General features: G+C 40.6%; 19 protein-coding genes and 1 tRNA gene. 14 read left to right on the top strand and 6 right to left on the bottom strand.

The window, feature by feature from the left end; all coding sequences use genetic code 11:
• Positions 1–24: 24 nt before the first annotated feature.
• Positions 25–98 (top strand) — tRNA-Asn (locus BTU61_RS07630).
• A 219-nt stretch (positions 99–317) separates the two neighbouring features.
• Here BTU61_RS07630 and BTU61_RS07625 read toward each other — a convergent pair.
• Positions 318–1679: an aspartate kinase gene (locus BTU61_RS07625; protein WP_200773027.1), complete on the bottom strand. Its 1362-nt coding sequence runs from the start codon at positions 1677–1679 to the stop codon at positions 318–320.
• Positions 1680–1913: 234 nt separating this feature from the next.
• On the opposite strand from BTU61_RS07625, the gene fabM reads away from it, so the two are divergent.
• From fabM to BTU61_RS07560, 13 genes are all read left to right on the top strand, one after another.
• Positions 1914–2705 (top strand): trans-2-decenoyl-ACP isomerase, encoded by a 792-nt coding sequence (gene fabM / locus BTU61_RS07620; RefSeq protein WP_200773029.1) that lies wholly within the window; start codon positions 1914–1916, stop codon positions 2703–2705.
• 95 nt (positions 2706–2800) lie between these two features.
• Complete coding sequence (gene fabT, locus BTU61_RS07615; RefSeq protein ID WP_187538140.1) at positions 2801–3235, top strand: fatty acid biosynthesis transcriptional regulator FabT; 435 nt, start codon at positions 2801–2803, stop codon at positions 3233–3235.
• Positions 3235–4209, top strand: coding sequence for a beta-ketoacyl-ACP synthase III (locus tag BTU61_RS07610; protein ID WP_200773026.1), 975 nt, complete (start codon positions 3235–3237; stop codon positions 4207–4209). Before fabT ends, BTU61_RS07610 begins: the two co-directional genes overlap by 1 nt.
• 55 nt (positions 4210–4264) lie before the next feature.
• On the top strand, positions 4265–4489 hold the full coding sequence (locus BTU61_RS07605; protein ID WP_187538145.1) for an acyl carrier protein: 225 nt from the start codon (positions 4265–4267) through the stop codon (positions 4487–4489).
• A 115-nt stretch (positions 4490–4604) separates the two neighbouring features.
• On the top strand, positions 4605–5567 hold the full coding sequence (gene fabK / locus BTU61_RS07600) for an enoyl-[acyl-carrier-protein] reductase FabK (RefSeq protein ID WP_200773025.1): 963 nt from the start codon (positions 4605–4607) through the stop codon (positions 5565–5567).
• 26 nt (positions 5568–5593) lie between these two features.
• Complete coding sequence (gene fabD / locus BTU61_RS07595) at positions 5594–6514, top strand: ACP S-malonyltransferase (protein WP_200773028.1); 921 nt, start codon at positions 5594–5596, stop codon at positions 6512–6514.
• 12 nt (positions 6515–6526) lie between these two features.
• Positions 6527–7261, top strand: a complete 735-nt coding sequence (fabG, locus tag BTU61_RS07590; protein ID WP_187538149.1) for a 3-oxoacyl-[acyl-carrier-protein] reductase — start codon at positions 6527–6529, stop codon at positions 7259–7261.
• 60 nt (positions 7262–7321) lie between these two features.
• Positions 7322–8554, top strand: a complete 1233-nt coding sequence (gene fabF, locus BTU61_RS07585) for a beta-ketoacyl-ACP synthase II (RefSeq protein WP_200773024.1) — start codon at positions 7322–7324, stop codon at positions 8552–8554.
• 3 nt (positions 8555–8557) lie between these two features.
• The gene (accB, locus tag BTU61_RS07580; protein ID WP_200773023.1) at positions 8558–9049 is read left to right on the top strand and encodes an acetyl-CoA carboxylase biotin carboxyl carrier protein; all 492 of its coding nucleotides are present in this window, start codon (positions 8558–8560) and stop codon (positions 9047–9049) included.
• Positions 9046–9471: a 3-hydroxyacyl-ACP dehydratase FabZ gene (gene fabZ, locus BTU61_RS07575; protein ID WP_200773022.1), complete on the top strand. Its 426-nt coding sequence runs from the start codon at positions 9046–9048 to the stop codon at positions 9469–9471. Before accB ends, fabZ begins: the two co-directional genes overlap by 4 nt.
• Before the next feature lie 13 nt (positions 9472–9484).
• Positions 9485–10849 carry an acetyl-CoA carboxylase biotin carboxylase subunit gene (gene accC, locus BTU61_RS07570; protein WP_200773021.1) on the top strand — a complete coding sequence of 455 codons (1365 nt, stop codon included), beginning with the start codon at positions 9485–9487 and terminating at the stop codon, positions 10847–10849.
• Between the two features lie 277 nt (positions 10850–11126).
• Positions 11127–11993: an acetyl-CoA carboxylase, carboxyltransferase subunit beta gene (gene accD / locus BTU61_RS07565; RefSeq protein WP_200773020.1), complete on the top strand. Its 867-nt coding sequence runs from the start codon at positions 11127–11129 to the stop codon at positions 11991–11993.
• Positions 11986–12756, top strand: coding sequence for an acetyl-CoA carboxylase carboxyl transferase subunit alpha (locus BTU61_RS07560; protein ID WP_200773019.1), 771 nt, complete (start codon positions 11986–11988; stop codon positions 12754–12756). The genes accD and BTU61_RS07560 overlap by 8 nt, the downstream gene beginning before the upstream one ends.
• Before the next feature lie 47 nt (positions 12757–12803).
• On the opposite strand, the gene serS is transcribed toward BTU61_RS07560, so the two are convergent.
• The 5 genes from serS to BTU61_RS07535 form a co-directional block, all read right to left on the bottom strand.
• A complete protein-coding gene (gene serS / locus BTU61_RS07555; protein WP_200773018.1) occupies positions 12804–14081 on the bottom strand; it encodes a serine--tRNA ligase in 1278 nt (425 codons plus the stop codon).
• A gap of 214 nt (positions 14082–14295) precedes the next feature.
• The gene (locus tag BTU61_RS07550; protein ID WP_200773017.1) at positions 14296–14667 is read right to left on the bottom strand and encodes a DUF956 family protein; all 372 of its coding nucleotides are present in this window, start codon (positions 14665–14667) and stop codon (positions 14296–14298) included.
• 80 nt (positions 14668–14747) lie between these two features.
• On the bottom strand, positions 14748–15659 hold the full coding sequence (locus BTU61_RS07545; protein WP_200773016.1) for a PTS system mannose/fructose/sorbose family transporter subunit IID: 912 nt from the start codon (positions 15657–15659) through the stop codon (positions 14748–14750).
• Between the two features lie 18 nt (positions 15660–15677).
• Positions 15678–16481, bottom strand: coding sequence for a PTS mannose/fructose/sorbose transporter subunit IIC (locus BTU61_RS07540; RefSeq protein WP_200773015.1), 804 nt, complete (start codon positions 16479–16481; stop codon positions 15678–15680).
• A 27-nt stretch (positions 16482–16508) separates the two neighbouring features.
• The gene (locus BTU61_RS07535) at positions 16509–17498 is read right to left on the bottom strand and encodes a PTS sugar transporter subunit IIB (RefSeq protein WP_200773014.1); all 990 of its coding nucleotides are present in this window, start codon (positions 17496–17498) and stop codon (positions 16509–16511) included.
• Positions 17499–17805: the final 307 nt, after the last annotated feature.

The following is a 17805-nucleotide window of genomic DNA, read 5'->3' as shown; positions in this document are numbered from 1 at the left end:
GATATGGAAGTCGCTTAGCTTTTTTCCGCCATAGCTCAGTTGGTAGTAGCGCATGACTGTTAATCATGATGTCGTAGGTTCGAGTCCTACTGGCGGAGTTATAAATTTTCTCCAGATCAATTTAATTGATCTTTTTTTTATTTTCAAATTTTAAAATAGTTTCTTTTTATTAGTTAATGTTGAGACTCAATTGTAAATTATTAAAAAAATGCATTCTACCGGGTTATGACTAGATAGAATGCGTTTTTAAATTTAAGATAGATTGTAGTGGATGGATTGAGTTATGACTAGATCTGATGGTTTTTCTTCTCTAATCTTTATTTCTTTTGTTGTGGGAAAAATGCTTCGTACAAGGCCTTAATAGCTTTTTCCTCTTGTTCTTTATTGACTACAAACATAATAGAAACTTCACTGGAACCTTGCGAAATCATTTGGATATTGATTTGATTATCTGAAAGTGCTTTGGTGGCTGTTGCTGTAACTCCGACTTGACTTTTCATTTTTTCACCAACAATCATGATAATTGATAGGTTATGCTCAATTTCTGCAGAATCAACCTCTAATTTTTGGGTTAATTGTTTTAAAATTTCTTGTTCCTTGATTGGGGTTAATTCACGAGATCGAAGGATAATGGACAAGTCGTCAATACCTGTTGGCATGTGTTCCCAACTGATGTTTAGGTCTTCTAAAACTTGTAGGACTTTGCGACCAAAACCAACTTCTCGGTTCATAAGATATTTGGTCGTATTGATACTAACAAAGCCAGAATCTCCTGCAATACCAACGACTGTTACATGTTCGTTAGTATGTTCTAAGACGATCCGAGTTCCTGGATGGTCTGGATTGTTTGTATTTTTAATGACCAGTGGAATACGTCCGCGATAGGCTGGAACCAATGCTTCATCATGTAAGACAGAGAAACCAGCGTAAGCCAATTCACGCATTTCTTTGTAGGTTAATTCTGGAATGGAGTGTGGATTTTCTATAATTCCAGGGTGAGCTGCAAAGATACCATTTACATCTGTAAAGTTTTCATACAGGTCAGCTTTTACACCGGCAGCAATAATGGATCCGGTAATATCTGATCCTCCACGTGAAAATGTACAAATTTCTCCGTCTTGGGTTACTCCGAAAAATCCAGGGATAACAAGGACTTCACTAGAATCTTTTAGTTCTTCGATCTTATCGTAACTTGACGGAATAATACGGGCGTTTGAAGGTTCAGCTGTTACAGTAATGCCAGCCTCTTTTGGGTGGATATATTTAGCTTCCAGTCCTTCATGGTTGAAATAAGCTGCAATGAGTTTTGCATTATTATTTTCACCAGCAGCTAAAAAAGCATCATAAGTAAAAGGATTTCCTTTTTTAGGTAGTTCAGTCAAAGCATAGATATTTTCTGCTATTTCTTGAATAATGGATGGCTTTAGGCCTAATTCCTCTGTAATGGTCCGGTAGCGTTCAATAATCCATTGTTGGGTTTGTTTAACATCTTTTTCTGCAGTGAACTCTTTGTAATATTTGATGAGTGCATCTGTAACTTTTGTATCTTCTGGATATCGTTTGCCCGGTGCAGATACAACGACAAATCTTCTTTCTGGATCATCTTTGACAATATTGAGAACTTTTTTTAATTGAGAAGCAGATGCGAGGGAACTACCTCCGAATTTAATAACTTTCATATGGACTCCTTCATAGTTTCATTCCTTCATTATACCAAAGTTCATGCATGCTTACAATGTATTTTATACGCGCTATTTAAAGAAATCAACTAAATGTTTTATAGAGGTCACATTTTTACAATTCTGTTACATATTTAAGATATATTTTACTATTGGTTGTTTTTATGATATGATGGTTATAATTCAAAAAAAGTTTTATATTCAAAATATTTAATATGGAAACAAAAGGAGTTCATCATGTTTGAAACTATTTTATATTCTATAGAGAATGATATCGCAAGCATTTCTTTAAATAGACCGGAAGTATCTAATGGCTTCAATATCCCAATGTGTCAAGAAATTCTAGCTGCTTTAGATGATGCTGAAAATAATGCGGAAGTGAAGTTTATCATTCTGAAAGCTGAAGGTAAAATCTTTTCAGTTGGTGGAGACTTGAATGAAATGAAGCGAGCAGTAGATGCGGATGATATCGAATCTCTGGTATTGATTGCTGAATTAGTAAATACGATCTCTAAAAAGATTAAGAAATTGCCTAAACCTGTGATTATGGTAGCAGATGGTGCAGTTGCTGGTGCTGCAGCCAATATAGCGGTAGCGGTTGATTTTTGTATTGTCAGTGAACGAACAAAATTTATTCAAGCCTTCGTTGGTGTTGGGTTGGCTCCGGATGCAGGAGGCTTGTTCCTATTAGGGAAAGCGATTGGTATGTCTCGTGCCACTCATTATGTGATGACTGGTGAGGCCTTAACTGCTGAAAAAGCCCTAGATTATGGTGTGGCTTATCGCGTTTGTGAAGCTGAAAAACTCGAAAAAACAGTTGAGCAGTTGCTCAAGAAATTGAGAAGAGGCTCTGCAAATTCTTATGCAGCCATGAAAGAAATGGTTTGGGAAGCCTTCTTAAAGGAATGGGATTTGTATGCTGGTCTAGAATTAGATTTGCAAAAGAAATTAGCCTTTACAGAAGATTTCAAAGAAGGTGTGATTGCTTATTCTGAAAAGCGTCGACCACAATTTAAAGGAAAATAAAATCGTATTTTTTCTATGTTTTTTGAAAAAATACTTGCAAAATAGTTTTAATTTTGATAAAATTTGACTATCAAAGTAAAATGGGAGGTGGAGTTTTGAATTACCAATTAGTAAATGACTATTTAACATCCATCTTTAATAATGTTTTGGTGATTGAGGAGACCAGCTTAAGAGCGAGTCGCTTTAAGGATGTTTCAATAAAGGAAATGCATACGATTGATGTGATTGGTTCGACGCCAAATGCAACTCCTAGTGATATCTCACGGGAGCTGATGGTCACTTTAGGTACGGTTACAACGAGTTTGAATAATCTTGAGCGCAAAGGTTATATCGAAAGAAGAAGATCAGAAGTCGATCGTCGGGTTGTTCACTTGAGCTTAACCAAAAATGGTCGCTTGCTTTATCGATTACATCAACAGTTCCACAAACGGATGGTCAATCAAATTATTGGAGATATGAGTACCGAAGAGAAAAAAGTGATGCAAAAAGGTTTGCAGAATTTGTATCGTTTCTTGGAGGAAATTAAATAATGGTCTTTGCTAAAATTAGCCAAGTTGCTCATTATGCTCCTGAACAAGTTGTCTCAAATGATGATTTGGCGAAGATTATGGAGACGAGTGATGAATGGATTCGTACTCGAACCGGTATTCTTAGACGTCATATTTCTAAAGATGAGACAACGAGTGATCTGGCAACGGAAGTAGCTCAGAAATTGTTGGATCAATCAAAATTATCTGCGGAAGATCTAGATTTCATTATTGTGGCTACGATTACTCCGGATAGTTTGATGCCCTCTACTGCAGCTCGTGTTCAGGCGAATATTGGTGCATCCGGAGCCTTTGCATTTGATGTGACAGCAGCTTGTAGTGGGTTTATTTTTGCCCTATCGGCTGCGGATAAATATATTTCATCAGGAATGTATCAGAGAGGAATTGTGATTGGAAGTGAGACGCTCTCAAAAGTGATAGACTGGTCTGATCGCTCGACAGCTGTTCTTTTTGGGGATGGAGCTGGTGGAGTTTTACTTGAAGCTAGTGATCAACCTGCCATTTTAGCCGAAAGTTTGAACACAGATGGTAGTCGAGGCCATAGTCTTGAATCCTGTTACTTAGGCCTTTCTTCCCCTTATTCGGGACAAGAAATGGATCGAAAATATCTAACAATGGATGGACGTGCCGTTTTTGATTTTGCAATTCGAGATGTAACGAAGAGTATTCAGAAATTGATTGGAGATGCATCCTTGGAAGCAGATAAAATTGACTATTTTCTTTTGCATCAAGCCAATGACCGAATGTTAGATAAGATGGCAAAAAAATTAGGTGTCTCGAGAGAGAAAATACCTGCAAATATGATGGAATATGGCAACACGAGTGCTGCGAGTATTCCAATTCTATTATCGGAGTGTGTTGAGAATCATTGCATCAAATTGGATGGAAGTCAAAAAATTCTTCTGACAGGATTTGGTGGAGGATTGACATGGGGCACACTTCTTGTTACAATCTAGTTAATCGTGTGTTTAACACATTATTAAAAAAACAAAAAAACTAAGGAGGCCAATCATGGCAGTATTTGATAAAGTACAAGAAATCATCGTTGAAGAATTAGGTAAAGAACCTTCAGAAGTAACTCTTGAATCTACTTTCGAAGATTTAGAAGCAGACTCTTTGGATTTGTTCCAAGTGATCTCTGAAATTGAAGATGCTTTTGATATCCAAATCGAAACAGAAGAAGGCTTGGCTACTGTAGGTGATCTTGTTGCTTACGTAGAAGAAAAAACAAAATAATAATTGATGAGAGTATCGAAAGATATTCTCTCTTGTTTAGGTAATAGTTTGACGCTCAAAGCAACAAAGTTTTTAACTCAAACTATTACTTAAGCGAAAAAAAGAGGTAGGTAGAATGCAAACACGAATTACTGAACTATTACAAATTAAATATCCAATTTTCCAAGGAGGTATGGCTTGGGTTGCTGATGGTGACTTGGCAGGCGCTGTATCTAACGCTGGTGGTTTAGGAATCATTGGGGGTGGAAATGCACCTAAGGAAGTTGTGAAAGCAAATATTGATAAAGTCAAATCCATTACAGATAAACCTTTTGGGGTCAATATCATGCTCTTGTCACCATTTGTTGATGATATTGTGGATCTTGTGATCGAAGAAGGCGTGAAAGTGGTCACTACCGGTGCTGGAAATCCTGGGAAATATATGGATCGTTTCCACGAAGCAGGCATTACCGTTATTCCAGTTGTGCCGTCTGTTGCCCTTGCAAAACGGATGGAAAAATTGGGTGCAGATGCAGTGATTGCCGAAGGAATGGAAGCTGGTGGCCATATTGGTAAACTGACAACCATGACCTTGGTTCGTCAAGTGGTTGAAGCTGTTTCTATTCCAGTTATTGGTGCTGGTGGTGTTGCAGATGGTGCTGGAGCGGCTGCAGTCTTCATGCTTGGAGCAGATGCTGTTCAAGTAGGAACACGATTTGTCGTTGCTAAAGAATCAAATGCTCACCAAAACTTTAAGGATAAAATCTTGAAAGCTAAGGACATTGATACGGTCGTCTCTGCTTCGGTTGTTGGACATCCAGTTCGTGCGATTAAGAATAAATTGGCTTCTGCCTATAACCAAGCTGAAAAAGATTTCTTGGCAGGTAAGAAAACGCAAGAAGAAATTGAAGAATTGGGAGCAGGTGCTCTTCGCAATGCCGTTGTTGATGGAGATGTTGACAATGGTTCTGTGATGGCAGGTCAAATTGCTGGTCTTGTAAGCAAGGAAGAAACTTGTGCTGAAATTCTAGAAGATATCTATTATGGCGCTGCTAAAGTGATTCAAAGAGAAGCTGCTCGTTGGGCAGATGTTCAATAAGTATTTGTTGTGAAAGGATAGGAATGGTGACAAAACGCGCTTTCTTATTTGCTGGTCAAGGTGCTCAAAAATTGGGGATGGCTCGTGACTTATACGAGGCTTATCCAATTGTTAAAGAAACCTTTGATACAGCTAGTCGTATTCTAGGTTATGATCTTCGTGAATTGATTGATTCTGAGGAAGACAAGCTCAACCAGACACGCTACACACAGCCAGCTATTTTAACAACGTCTATTGCGATTTACCGTTTATTAGCAGAAAATGGCATCAAACCTAATATTGTTGCGGGTCTTTCCTTAGGAGAATACTCTGCCTTAGTAGCAGCTGGCGCTCTTTCATTTGAAGATACAGTAGCTTTGGTTGCAAAACGTGGTGAATTCATGGAAACGGCAGCTCCTGCTGGAAGTGGGAAAATGGTTGCTGTCATGAATACAGATCCAAGTTTGATTGAAAAGATTTGTCAACAGGCGTCTGAAAAGGGTGTCGTGACGCCAGCTAACTATAATACTCCTGCACAAATCGTAATTGGTGGGGAAGTTAAAGCTGTTGATTATGCTGTAGAATTACTAAAAGAAGCTGGTGCTAAACGTTTGATTCCCTTAAATGTTTCAGGACCATTTCATACAGCTTTGCTCAAATCAGCGAGTGAAAAATTAGCCGTTGAACTTGAAAAAGTGTCATTTAATGATTTTTCTCTACCTTTGGTCGGAAATACAGAAGCTACAATCATGAATCTGGAAGATGTCAAAGCATTGTTGGCGCGTCAAGTGATGGAACCCGTACGTTTTTACGATTCCATTGCGACGATTCAAGAGTTTGGGATCGATGAAGTGATTGAGATTGGACCTGGAAAAGTCTTGTCAGGTTTCTTGAAGAAAATTGATAAAACCCTGCCAACTCATAACGTGGAAGATCAAGCAAGTCTTGAAGCTCTTCTAAATGCTTAAAACGAGGTAAAGATGGAACTTAAGAATAAAAATGTTTTTGTAACAGGTTCAACACGTGGAATTGGTTTAGCAGTGGCGCATAAATTTGCGAGTCTTGGTGCCAATCTTGTCTTGAACGGTCGCTCAGAAATCTCTGAGGAATTGTTTGCTCAATTTGCAGACTATGGTGTAACAGTTATTGGTATCTCAGGCGATATTTCCAATGGGGAAGAGGCGAAGCGTATGGTCGCAGAAGCTATTGAAAAACTTGGAAGTATCGATGTTTTGGTCAATAATGCTGGGATTACAAACGACAAGTTGATGTTGAAAATGACCGAAGAAGATTTTGAACGTGTCTTAAAAATTAATTTGACAGGTGCCTTCAATATGACGCAAGCAGTCTTAAAACCGATGTCTAAGGCTCGTCAAGGTGCTATTATCAATATGTCATCTGTAGTAGGTCTTATGGGAAATGTGGGTCAAGCAAACTATGCTGCTTCTAAAGCGGGCTTGATTGGTTTCACTAAATCAGTTGCGCGTGAAGTAGCGGCCCGTGGCGTTCGTGTGAATGCTATTGCCCCTGGTTTTATTGAGTCTGATATGACCGATGCGATTCCAGAAAAAATGAAAGAGGCCATGATTGCTCAAGTGCCAATGAAACGTATTGGCCAAGCTTCAGAAGTGGCTGAAGTGGCAGCCTTCTTGGCAAGCCAAGAGTATCTTACAGGGCAAACCATCGCTATTGATGGTGGAATGACGATGCAGTGATGAGTGGTCGCTGACTAAAAAATTTTTACTGAATATCCATCCGACAAAAGGAGAATATATATGTCTACAAATCGTGTTGTTGTTACAGGTTACGGTGTAACCTCACCAATCGGGAATACACCAGAAGAATTCTGGAATAGCCTTCATGAAGGAAAAATCGGGATTAAACCCATTACAAAATTTGATGCTTCGGAAATTCCAGTATTCAATGCTGGTGAAATCCAAGACTTCCCATTCGATAAGTATTTTGTGAAAAAAGACAAAAATCGTATGGATACTTACTCATTGTATGCGATCTATGCTGCCATGGAGGCTCTTGAAAATTCAGGTTTAAACATGGAAGAAGAAGACCGCGACCGTGTGGGTGTCATTGTATCCTCTGGTATCGGTGGTTTACAAGAATTGGAAGACCAAATCATTCGGATGCATGAACGTGGGATGAAGAGAATTCAACCGATGTTTATTCCAAAAGCTCTTTCAAACATGGGTGCAGGAAATATTGCCCTTAAGATTGGTGCTCAAGGAGTATGTAAATCAGTGACAACAGCTTGTGCTTCTGCCAATGATGCAATTGGTGAAGCTTTTCGTGAAATCAAGTTTGGGATGCATGATGTTGTATTAGCTGGTGGTGCTGAAGCTTCTATCACTCGTATTGGTATTGGTGGTTTCAATGCTTTGACAGCTCTTTCCACAACCGAAGACCCAGAACGTTCATCCATTCCATTTGATAAAGACCGTAATGGTTTTGTAATGGGTGAAGGTGCAGGGGTACTTGTTATTGAAAGCTTGGAACATGCCCAAAAACGTGGAGCTACTATCTTAGCTGAAATTGTTGGTTACGGATCAAACTGTGATGCCTACCATATGACAACCCCAACACCAGATGGCTCAGGTGCAGCTAAAGCCATTAAATTGGCAATTAATGAAGCTGGAATCAATCCTGAAGATGTGGATTATGTCAATGCTCACGGAACATCCACACCGGCCAATGAAAAAGGTGAAAGCGGTGCGATCGTATCTGTACTTGGTAAAGAAGTCCCAGTTTCATCTACTAAATCATTCACAGGACACCTACTTGGTGCTGCTGGGGCCGTTGAAGCTATTGCTACTATTGAAGCCATTCGTCATAGCTTTGTACCAAAAACTGCTGGTACTAAAGAATTATCAGACTATATTGAAGCAAATGTTGTCTATGGTGAAGGTCAGGAAGCAGATATTGAGTATGCTATTTCAAATACCTTTGGTTTTGGTGGACACAATGCTGTTCTTGCATTTAAACGTTGGGAGGCTTAATTTATGAATATTTCTGAAATTAAAGATTTATTGGCACAATTTGATGCCTCAACTTTGCGTGAATTCTCTTACAAAAATGGTGGTGAAGAATTGAGCTTGAGTAAGAATCAAACCAGTTCTGTTGTTGCAAGTCCTGTAGCTCCTGCTGTTGAAGTAGTTTCGCCAGCTCCTCAAGCTCCAGTGGCTCCAGTAGTAGCTCCTACTGTAGAAGCAGCTTCAGCATCAGATAAAGACGTTGCAGCACCTGCTTCAGCTGCAGAAGGGGACGTGGTGGAGAGCCCTCTAGTAGGTGTAGCTTACTTGTCATCAGCTCCTGATAAACCAGCCTTTGTATCTGTAGGAGACAAGGTCACTAAGGGTCAAACACTCTTAATTATCGAAGCCATGAAAGTCATGAATGAAGTACCAGCTCCTAAAGATGGTGTGATTACTGAAATCTTAGTAGCCAATGAAGAAATGGTTGAATTTGGAAAAGGATTGGTTCGAATCAAATGACAATTGATATTCAAGCTATTCGCGAAGCTTTACCACATCGTTACCCTATGCTGTTGGTGGATCGCGTTTTGGAAACCAGTGACGATACGATCGTTGCCATAAAAAATGTAACCATTAATGAACCATTTTTTAATGGTCATTTTCCCCAATACCCGGTTATGCCAGGTGTTCTCATAATGGAGGCACTTGCGCAAACTGCCGGTGTTCTTGAATTGTCAAAACCTGAAAATAAAGGCAAATTAGTCTTTTATGCAGGAATGGACAAGGTGAAATTTAAAAAACAAGTTGTTCCAGGTGATCAATTGGTCATGACGGCAACATTGGTGAAGCGTCGTGGAACGATTGCAGTTGTTGAAGCAAAGGCAGAGGTAGATGGAAAGCTTGCAGCATCAGGGACTCTTACCTTTGCTATTGGAAATTAAGAAAGGCCTATCTATGTTTCGTAAGATCTTAATCGCCAACCGTGGTGAGATTGCAGTTCGAATTATTCGTGCAGCTCGTGAACTTGGGATCGAGACAGTTGCGGTGTATTCTACTGCTGATAAAGAAGCCTTGCATACCTTACTGGCTGATGAAGCGGTTTGTATTGGACCAGCTAAATCAACAGAATCTTATTTGAATATGAGTGCAGTGTTATCTGCGGCTGTTTTGACAGGGGCAGAAGCGATTCATCCAGGTTTTGGATTTTTAAGTGAGAATTCAAAATTTGCCACCATGTGTGAGGAAGTGGGCATCAAATTTATTGGTCCTTCTGGCAAAGTCATGGATATGATGGGGGATAAAATCAATGCCCGTAAACAAATGATCAAAGCAGGTGTTCCAGTCATTCCAGGTTCTGATGGGGAAGTGTATACTGCTGATGAGGCTCTCGAAATTGCTGAGCGAATCGGGTATCCCGTGATGTTAAAAGCTTCCGCTGGTGGAGGCGGTAAAGGGATTCGAAAAGTTGAGAAGCCTGAAGACCTTGCTGCTGCTTTTGAATCTGCTTCCTCAGAAGCTCAAGCTGCTTTTGGGAATGGTGCCATGTATATGGAGCGTGTGATCTATCCTGCGCGACATATTGAGGTTCAGATTTTAGCTGACCAGCATGGGCACGTGGTGCATTTGGGTGAACGGGATTGCTCCCTTCAACGGAATAACCAAAAGGTTTTGGAAGAATCACCTTCGGTTGCAATTGGTAAAACGCTTCGAGATAAAATCGGATCTGCTGCCGTCCGTGCTGCAGCATCGGTTGGCTATGAGAATGCTGGAACCATTGAATTTTTGTATGATGAAGGTAAGGGTGAATTTTACTTCATGGAAATGAACACCCGGGTTCAAGTGGAGCATCCTGTAACCGAATTTGTATCTGGTGTCGATATTGTCAAAGAACAAATTAAAATTGCAGCAGGGCAAGAGTTGGGATTCACGCAAGAGGATATTGTCTTTAAAGGACATGCGATTGAATGCCGGATTAATGCAGAAAACCCTTCCTTCAACTTTGCACCAAGCCCAGGAAAAATTACCAATTTGTATCTTCCGAGTGGTGGAGTTGGCTTGCGTGTCGATTCAGCTGTTTATCCAGGTTACACAATTCCGCCTTATTATGATAGTATGATTGCCAAGATCATTGTCCATGGTGAAAATCGGTTTGATGCTCTCATGAAGATGCAGCGTGCTCTCTATGAGTTGGAAATTGATGGGGTTGTAACCAATAGCGACTTCCAGTTGGATTTGATTTCTGATTCACATGTCATCGCTGGTGATTATGACACTGCATTTTTGATGGAACAATTCCTGCCAAATTATAATAAGGAATGAGGAAAAAGCCTGGACTTGTGAGGATAGTGAGGAAACCACTTGCCACAGTTTCAGGCTTTTATCGTAAGGAGTTGGGCAAAGGAATCCAACCTTCGATGAAGGAAAGGAATCAACTCTTTCAGGTAGGCAAGACTTGAAAAGTAAGTCTCCCACCTGAAAGAGTTAACGATTCACAAATCAACATTTCGGGGGTGGGAAGTGTACAACAGTTTGGGATAGTTTTCAACCTGTTTCCTAGTCAGACTTTCGTCCACTCTCATCTTATAAGGAGTATGTAATGGCTTTATTTTCTAAAAAAGATAAATCTATTCGGATCAATCCGAATAGATCTTCCTGGAAGGATCCTCAACCAAAACCAGAAGTGCCAGATGAGCTTTTCTCACAATGTCCAGGATGTAAACATACCATTTACCAAAAGGACTTGGGAAGCGAGCGAGTATGCCCCAATTGCGGCTATAGCTTCCGTATTTCAGCTCAAGAACGATTGGCTCTTACAATTGATCCAGCTAGCTTTGAAGAAATGTTCACGGGAATTGAAACAACAGATCCCTTGAAGTTTCCAAATTATCAAAAGAAACTAGCGGCAGTTCGAGAAATGACTGGGCTGGATGAAGCAGTTCTTACGGGGACCGCTTTGATCAAGGGGCAAAAAGTAGCACTTGGAATCATGGATTCTAACTTTATCATGGCTTCCATGGGATCTGTCGTTGGTGAAAAGATCACACGCTTGTTTGAATTTGCAACCGAAAACAGATTACCAGTTGTTCTTTTTACCGCTTCAGGAGGGGCGCGCATGCAAGAAGGAATTGTAAGTCTGATGCAAATGGCAAAAATTTCTGCTGCGGTTCAACGTCATTCTAAGGAAAAATTATTCTACTTAACTGTTCTAACAGATCCAACAACTGGTGGTGTGACAGCTTCCTTTGCCATGGAAGGGGATATCATTATGGCTGAAAGCCAAGCCTTAGTTGGTTTTGCTGGCCGGCGCGTGATTGAATCAACTGTTCGAGAAAAATTACCAGATGATTTCCAAAAAGCAGAATTTTTGCTGGAGCATGGATTTGTAGACTTGATCGTAGAAAGAAGTCAGATTCGTGAAACAATCGGACAATTGTTGGCACTTCATGGAGGTAAAGATGAGTAAAATAGCACAGATTATAAAAGAAGCGCGTGATCAAGGTAGATTAACAGCGCTGGATTTTGCTCAAGGGATTTTTGATGACTTCATCGAACTACATGGAGATCGAAATTTTCGTGACGATGATGCTGTGATTGGTGGAATCGGTCGCTTAGGCAATCAAACAGTAACTGTAGTGGGAATCCAAAAAGGAAAGAATCTCCAAGATAATCTTAAACGTAATTTTGGTCAACCCCATCCAGAAGGTTATCGCAAAGCCTTGCGTCTGATGAAGCAAGCTGAGAAATTTGGTCGTCCAGTAGTGACCTTTATCAATACAGCTGGTGCCTATCCTGGTGTTGGAGCTGAAGAAAGAGGACAAGGGGAAGCTATTGCTCGAAATCTTCTTGAGATGAGTGATTTAAAAGTTCCAATTATTGCGATTATCATTGGCGAAGGTGGATCTGGCGGGGCACTGGCCTTAGCTCTTGCAGATAAGGTTTGGATGCTAGAAAACTCCATTTATGCCGTTTTAAGTCCGGAAGGGTTTGCCTCTATCCTATGGAAAGACGGTAGTCGTGCGATGGAGGCTGCTGAATTGATGAAAATCACTTCACATGAACTCTTGAAATTAGAAATTGTAGACAAGGTGATTCCAGAGCACGGTTTCTCAAATGGGGAGCTAGTGGCGCAAGTAAAAAGAGAATTACAAGCAGAACTAGAAGCACTTCAACAGGTCCCTGTGGATGAGCTTTTAGAGAAGCGCTATCAACGTTTTCGTAAATACTAAAAAACTGAGCTTGCAGAATGTGCAAGTCTCAGTTTTTTTATCTTATCTTATTTTGGTGCGATCACATCAACTCCACCCATGTATGGACGAAGAACTTCAGGGATGGTCACAGAACCATCTTCGTTTTGATAATTTTCAAGAATAGCTGCAACGGTACGTCCAACTGCAAGTCCAGATCCGTTCAAGGTATGAAGAAGTTTAACCTTGCCGTCAGCTTCATCACGGTAACGGATTTGCGCACGACGAGCTTGGAAATCTTCGGTATTGGAACAGCTAGAGATTTCACGATAAGTATTTTGAGCTGGAATCCAAACTTCCAAGTCATAAGTCTTAGCAGCAGAGAATCCCATATCTCCAGTTGAAAGTGCCACTACTCGGTATGGAAGATTGAGTTTTTGGAGGATATTTTCAGCATTGACAACCATTTTTTCCAATTCATCATAAGATTCTTCTGGTTTGGCAAATTTAACCATTTCCACCTTGTGGAATTGATGCAAACGAATCAAGCCACGAGTATCGCGACCAGCAGAACCAGCTTCAGAACGGAATGATGGACTCATAGCTGTAAAGTAGATCGGCAAGTCTTTTCCATCGAGGATTTCATCGCGATAGTAGTTTGTTAAGGGTACTTCAGCAGTAGGAATAAGGACATAATTTGTGTCGCTTAATTCAAAGGTATCTTCTTTAAATTTTGGATATTGCCCTGTACCAAACATTGAGTCATGATTAACCATGTATGGAGGAATGACTTCGGTGTAGCCTTCTTTAGCGTGTTCATCTAACATGAAGTTGTAGATGGCACGTTCTAATTTTGCACCGAGACCTTTATAGAAGAGGAAGCGAGCTCCAGTAACTTTCGCACCACGTTCCCAGTCTAGGATTTCTAGGTCTTCTCCTAAATCCCAGTGGGCTTTTACGTCAAAGCTAAAATTACGAGGAGTTCCCCAACGGCGAACTTCAACATTGTCATTTTCATCAGCTCCAACGGGTACGCTATCAGCAGGAATATTTGGAAGAGTGGTGGTGAATTCTGTTAACTTAGCATCGATTTCGGCCAATTCTGCATCTAGTGATTTGATATCAGCAGAGAGAGCTTGCATAGCAGTGATTTTGTCATCCGCGTTTTCTTTATTGCGTTTAGCTTGGGCAATTTCGGCAGAAACAGTGTTGCGTTCAGATTTAAGAGTTTCAACCTTGACCAAGATATCTCGACGCTTAGCATCGATTTCTTTCATTTCATTCAAAGTAGCAGCGGCTACTCCACGTGTAGCCAGTTTTTTAGCGACAGCATCAAAATCTGTACGGATTCGTTTGATATCTAACATAAGAACTCCTTTATGATAAAAAGCACACCTGTTAAAGTGTTGGAGTGGCAGCGCCACGGTTCCATCCAACTTCACAGATGTGCACTTGATTATGTATGTAATTGAAGATAACGGTAGAATTTCACCTATCCCTCCTATCTGCTCGCAACAACCGCAGACTTTCTGAAAGAAGGGGATAACCTACTTATCCGTTGTTATGATTATACTAAAGTTTCTATTTTTTTGCAAATAGATTTTTAATTTTTTGACCGATGGTTTGGAGGAGGGTAGGAAGTTTGACCACTTTATCGTTCCCTAGCTTTTCACGAGCAATTTTTAAAATTTTCCCTGAATCTTTTGAAGCAAAGAGAAACTTTGATTCTTTGGTGAAAATTTCAAAATGACGGCTAATTTTATGTCCTCGAACATTGGCACCGATCTGCTCAATTTCCGCCCAAGGAATTTGAATATAGTTTTCAACATTTGTATCTGCATAAAATTCAAAAGCAGCATTTCCAAGTAACATTTTTCCAACCTTGCCACCTACTCCAAGGTAAGAAACCCCTGTAGTATGGAATTCAACGGTTTTATTCAATGATTGAGCCATGAGATCCTCCTGTATTGCTATTCATTCCATTATATCATAATAAAAAGAAGGCCGAAACCTTCTTTTTTGTTGATCTTTGCTTACATCAAGCCAGAAACGTGTGCCAAGACACCGATGACAAAGAGGGCGATGATGATAGTGATTGGAGATACTTTCTTCTTAAGCAACCACATACAAGCGAAAGTAAGAAGCAATCCCATCAAACCAGGAATCAATGAATCCAAGTTTTGTTGGAAAGTTGTAACTTTTTCAGGAGTTTGAGAAAGTCCTTGACCAACTTGAGCGAAGGCTTCTTGAATTCCTTTAAATCCATCAGGAAGTTTATCCCAGTGGATATAAGCTTTATCGTCTAATTTTACAGAAGAAACATTGAAGACGAATTTAATAGATACCCAACGTTCTACCAAGACAGCGAGGATGAACATCCCAAGGATAGAAGCCCCTTTAGTGATGTCTTGCAAGATCCCACCAGACATATCTTTGGTAATTTCAGAACCTGCTTTGTAACCAAGTTCTTGCGTGTACCACAAGAAGGCCATACGAATCGCATTCCATGCGATAAAGAAGATGATTGGACCAAGGATATTACCAGATGCAGCAAGTGATGCACCAAGAGCTCCCAAGATTGGACGAACTGTAAACCAGAAGACGGGATCTCCGATACCCGCCAAAGGTCCCATCATACCAATCTTAACCCCTTGGATAGCAGCATCATCAATAGCAGCACCGTTTGCTTTTTCTTCTTCAAGGGCAAGAGTAACCCCGATGATAGGAGCAGCAACGTATGGGTGAGTGTTGAAGAACTCCATGTGACGCTCAAGAGCAGCCGCTTGGTCTTCTTTCTTTGTGTAGAGTTTTTTGATAGCTGGGATTAATGAGTAGGCCCAACCCAAGTTTTGCATCCGTTCGTAGTTCCAAGAACCTTGCAAGAAGGTTGAACGCCACCAAACTTTTTGACGATCTGATTTAGATAATTGTAATTTTTCAGTCATGATAGTGTCACACCTTTCTTAATAGTCTTCGAGAATATCGCCGATTGGGTCATTAGAAGTAGCGACACCGCCACCTCCATTGCCACCTTTCTTAGAAAGTGAAAGGTAAATCAAGGCAAGGGCAACACCAATCGCACCAAGGGCGATCAAGGTTAATTGGCTAACGGCTGCAAGAGCAAAACCAATCGCAAAGAATGGCCATACTTCACGAGTAGCCATCATGTTGATAACCATGGCGTACCCAACAGCTACGACCATACCACCACCGATTTGCATACCATCAGAGAGCCATTTTGGCATTGCTTCAAGAGCAGTTTTGACAGTTTCAGCAGGAATCATCAACAAGAGAGCTGCAGGGATCGCGATACGAAGACCTTGAAGAAGAAGGGCCACAAAGTGAGCGCGTTCTACACCTTTGATATCACCTTTTTTAGCAGCAGCGTCGGCAGTGTGGACCAAACCAACGGAAAGAGTACGGACGATCATGGTCAAGAAAAGACCAGCAACTGCAAGTGGAATAGCGACACCTTGAGCGACAGCGATTCCTTTTGCACTGAAGTCTCCCCCAAGTACCATGATGATGGCAGCAGCGACAGAAGCAAGAGCAGCATCGGGTGCAACTGCGGCACCAATGTTTGCCCAGCCAAGTGCAATAAATTGAAGTGAACCACCAAGCATAACGCCAGCAGTCAAGTTACCTGTTACCAAACCAATTAAGGTACAAGCAACAAGTGGTTGGTGGAATTGGAATTGGTCAAGGATACCTTCAAGACCTGCTAAGAAGGCAACAACGACCACTAATACCATAGAAATAATAGACATGTTTAAAATCCTTTCGTAAGTAATCGATTATTGAACGTTCGCTTTGTTAATTAAGTCAAACAAATCTTTCTTAGAGTCATTCGGAACTTTACGAACATCAAATTCCACTCCAAGATCACGCATTTTTTCAAATGTAGCGACATCCTCTTTGTCCATGGACAATACATTGTTGACCATAGTTTTACCAGTTGAGTGCGCCATTGAACCGACGTTCAAGGTTTTAATCGGAACACCACCCTCGATGGCACGAAGCGCGTCTTGTGGTGTTTCAAACAAGATCAAAGCATGTGTGTTCCCAAAACGAGGGTCTTTTGCAACATCGATCAATTTTTGAATTGGGACTACATTGGCCTTGACGTTACCTGGTGCAGCTTGTTTGATCAATTCTTTACGCAATTCATCTTTGGCAACAGAATCTGAAGCAACAATGATCCGATCGGCTTTTGAATCGGGTGTCCAAGCAGTTGCGACTTGTCCATGAAGAAGACGTGTATCTAAGCGGGCAAGATTGATCTTGAGTTTTCCATCTCCGATAACCGTTCCTTCTGGAATCGCAGCTTGGGCTACAGGAGCAGCAGCGGCTGTACTAGCTTCTTCGACAGGATTCAATTCTTCTGGAAGGGCTTTGACACCGTCTTTAGCTTCCTTGATGATGTTTGCAGCGACTTTATCAACGCCGGCATTTGCATCCATCAAACGTTCTGTATAAGCTTGAATCAACATCGGAAGGTTCAATCCAGTAATGATCGCAAATTTACGATCAGGATTTTCTCCCATAACGCGACTCGCTTGGTTAAATGGAGAACCACTCCAAAGGTCAGCCAAAACCAAGACTTCATCTTCTGCATCAAATGCGGCAATCGCAGCATTGAATTTAGCATAGAGATCATCTGGGCCTTCATTTGGCATGAACGTAACCACTTGAACTTTCTCTTGATCTCCAAAGATCATTGAGCCAGACTGGTGAATTCCAGCTGCAAATTCGCCGTGGCTAGCAATAATGATACCAATACTCATTATTGACATTCCTCCTTATAAAATTTGTTTGACTTGCAGTTTAAGAAAACTTTAAGCTTCTTCATTATAAAACGTTTTCATAATAAAGTCAATTCTTTCAATTACTATTTGAAGATAATTCGATTTTTCAATATATTAACGTAATCATTTCCTCCGAGAAATCCTTTTATAGAAAGAGGAAAGTGAATCAGACGGTAAAATAAAGATACTCTAAATTTTTATTCGTCTATATAAACTGGACAAAAAAGAGAGTGGGACAGAAATCGGTCATTCGTTAGAATTCGATTTCGTCGTCCCACCTCCGCAC

It is taken from the genome of Streptococcus lactarius (assembly GCF_016642265.1).
GTDB classification, from domain to species: Bacteria; Bacillota; Bacilli; order Lactobacillales; family Streptococcaceae; genus Streptococcus; species Streptococcus lactarius.
The sequence above is the reverse complement of the archived record's forward strand: the minus strand, read 5'-3'. Positions and strand labels throughout refer to the sequence as shown.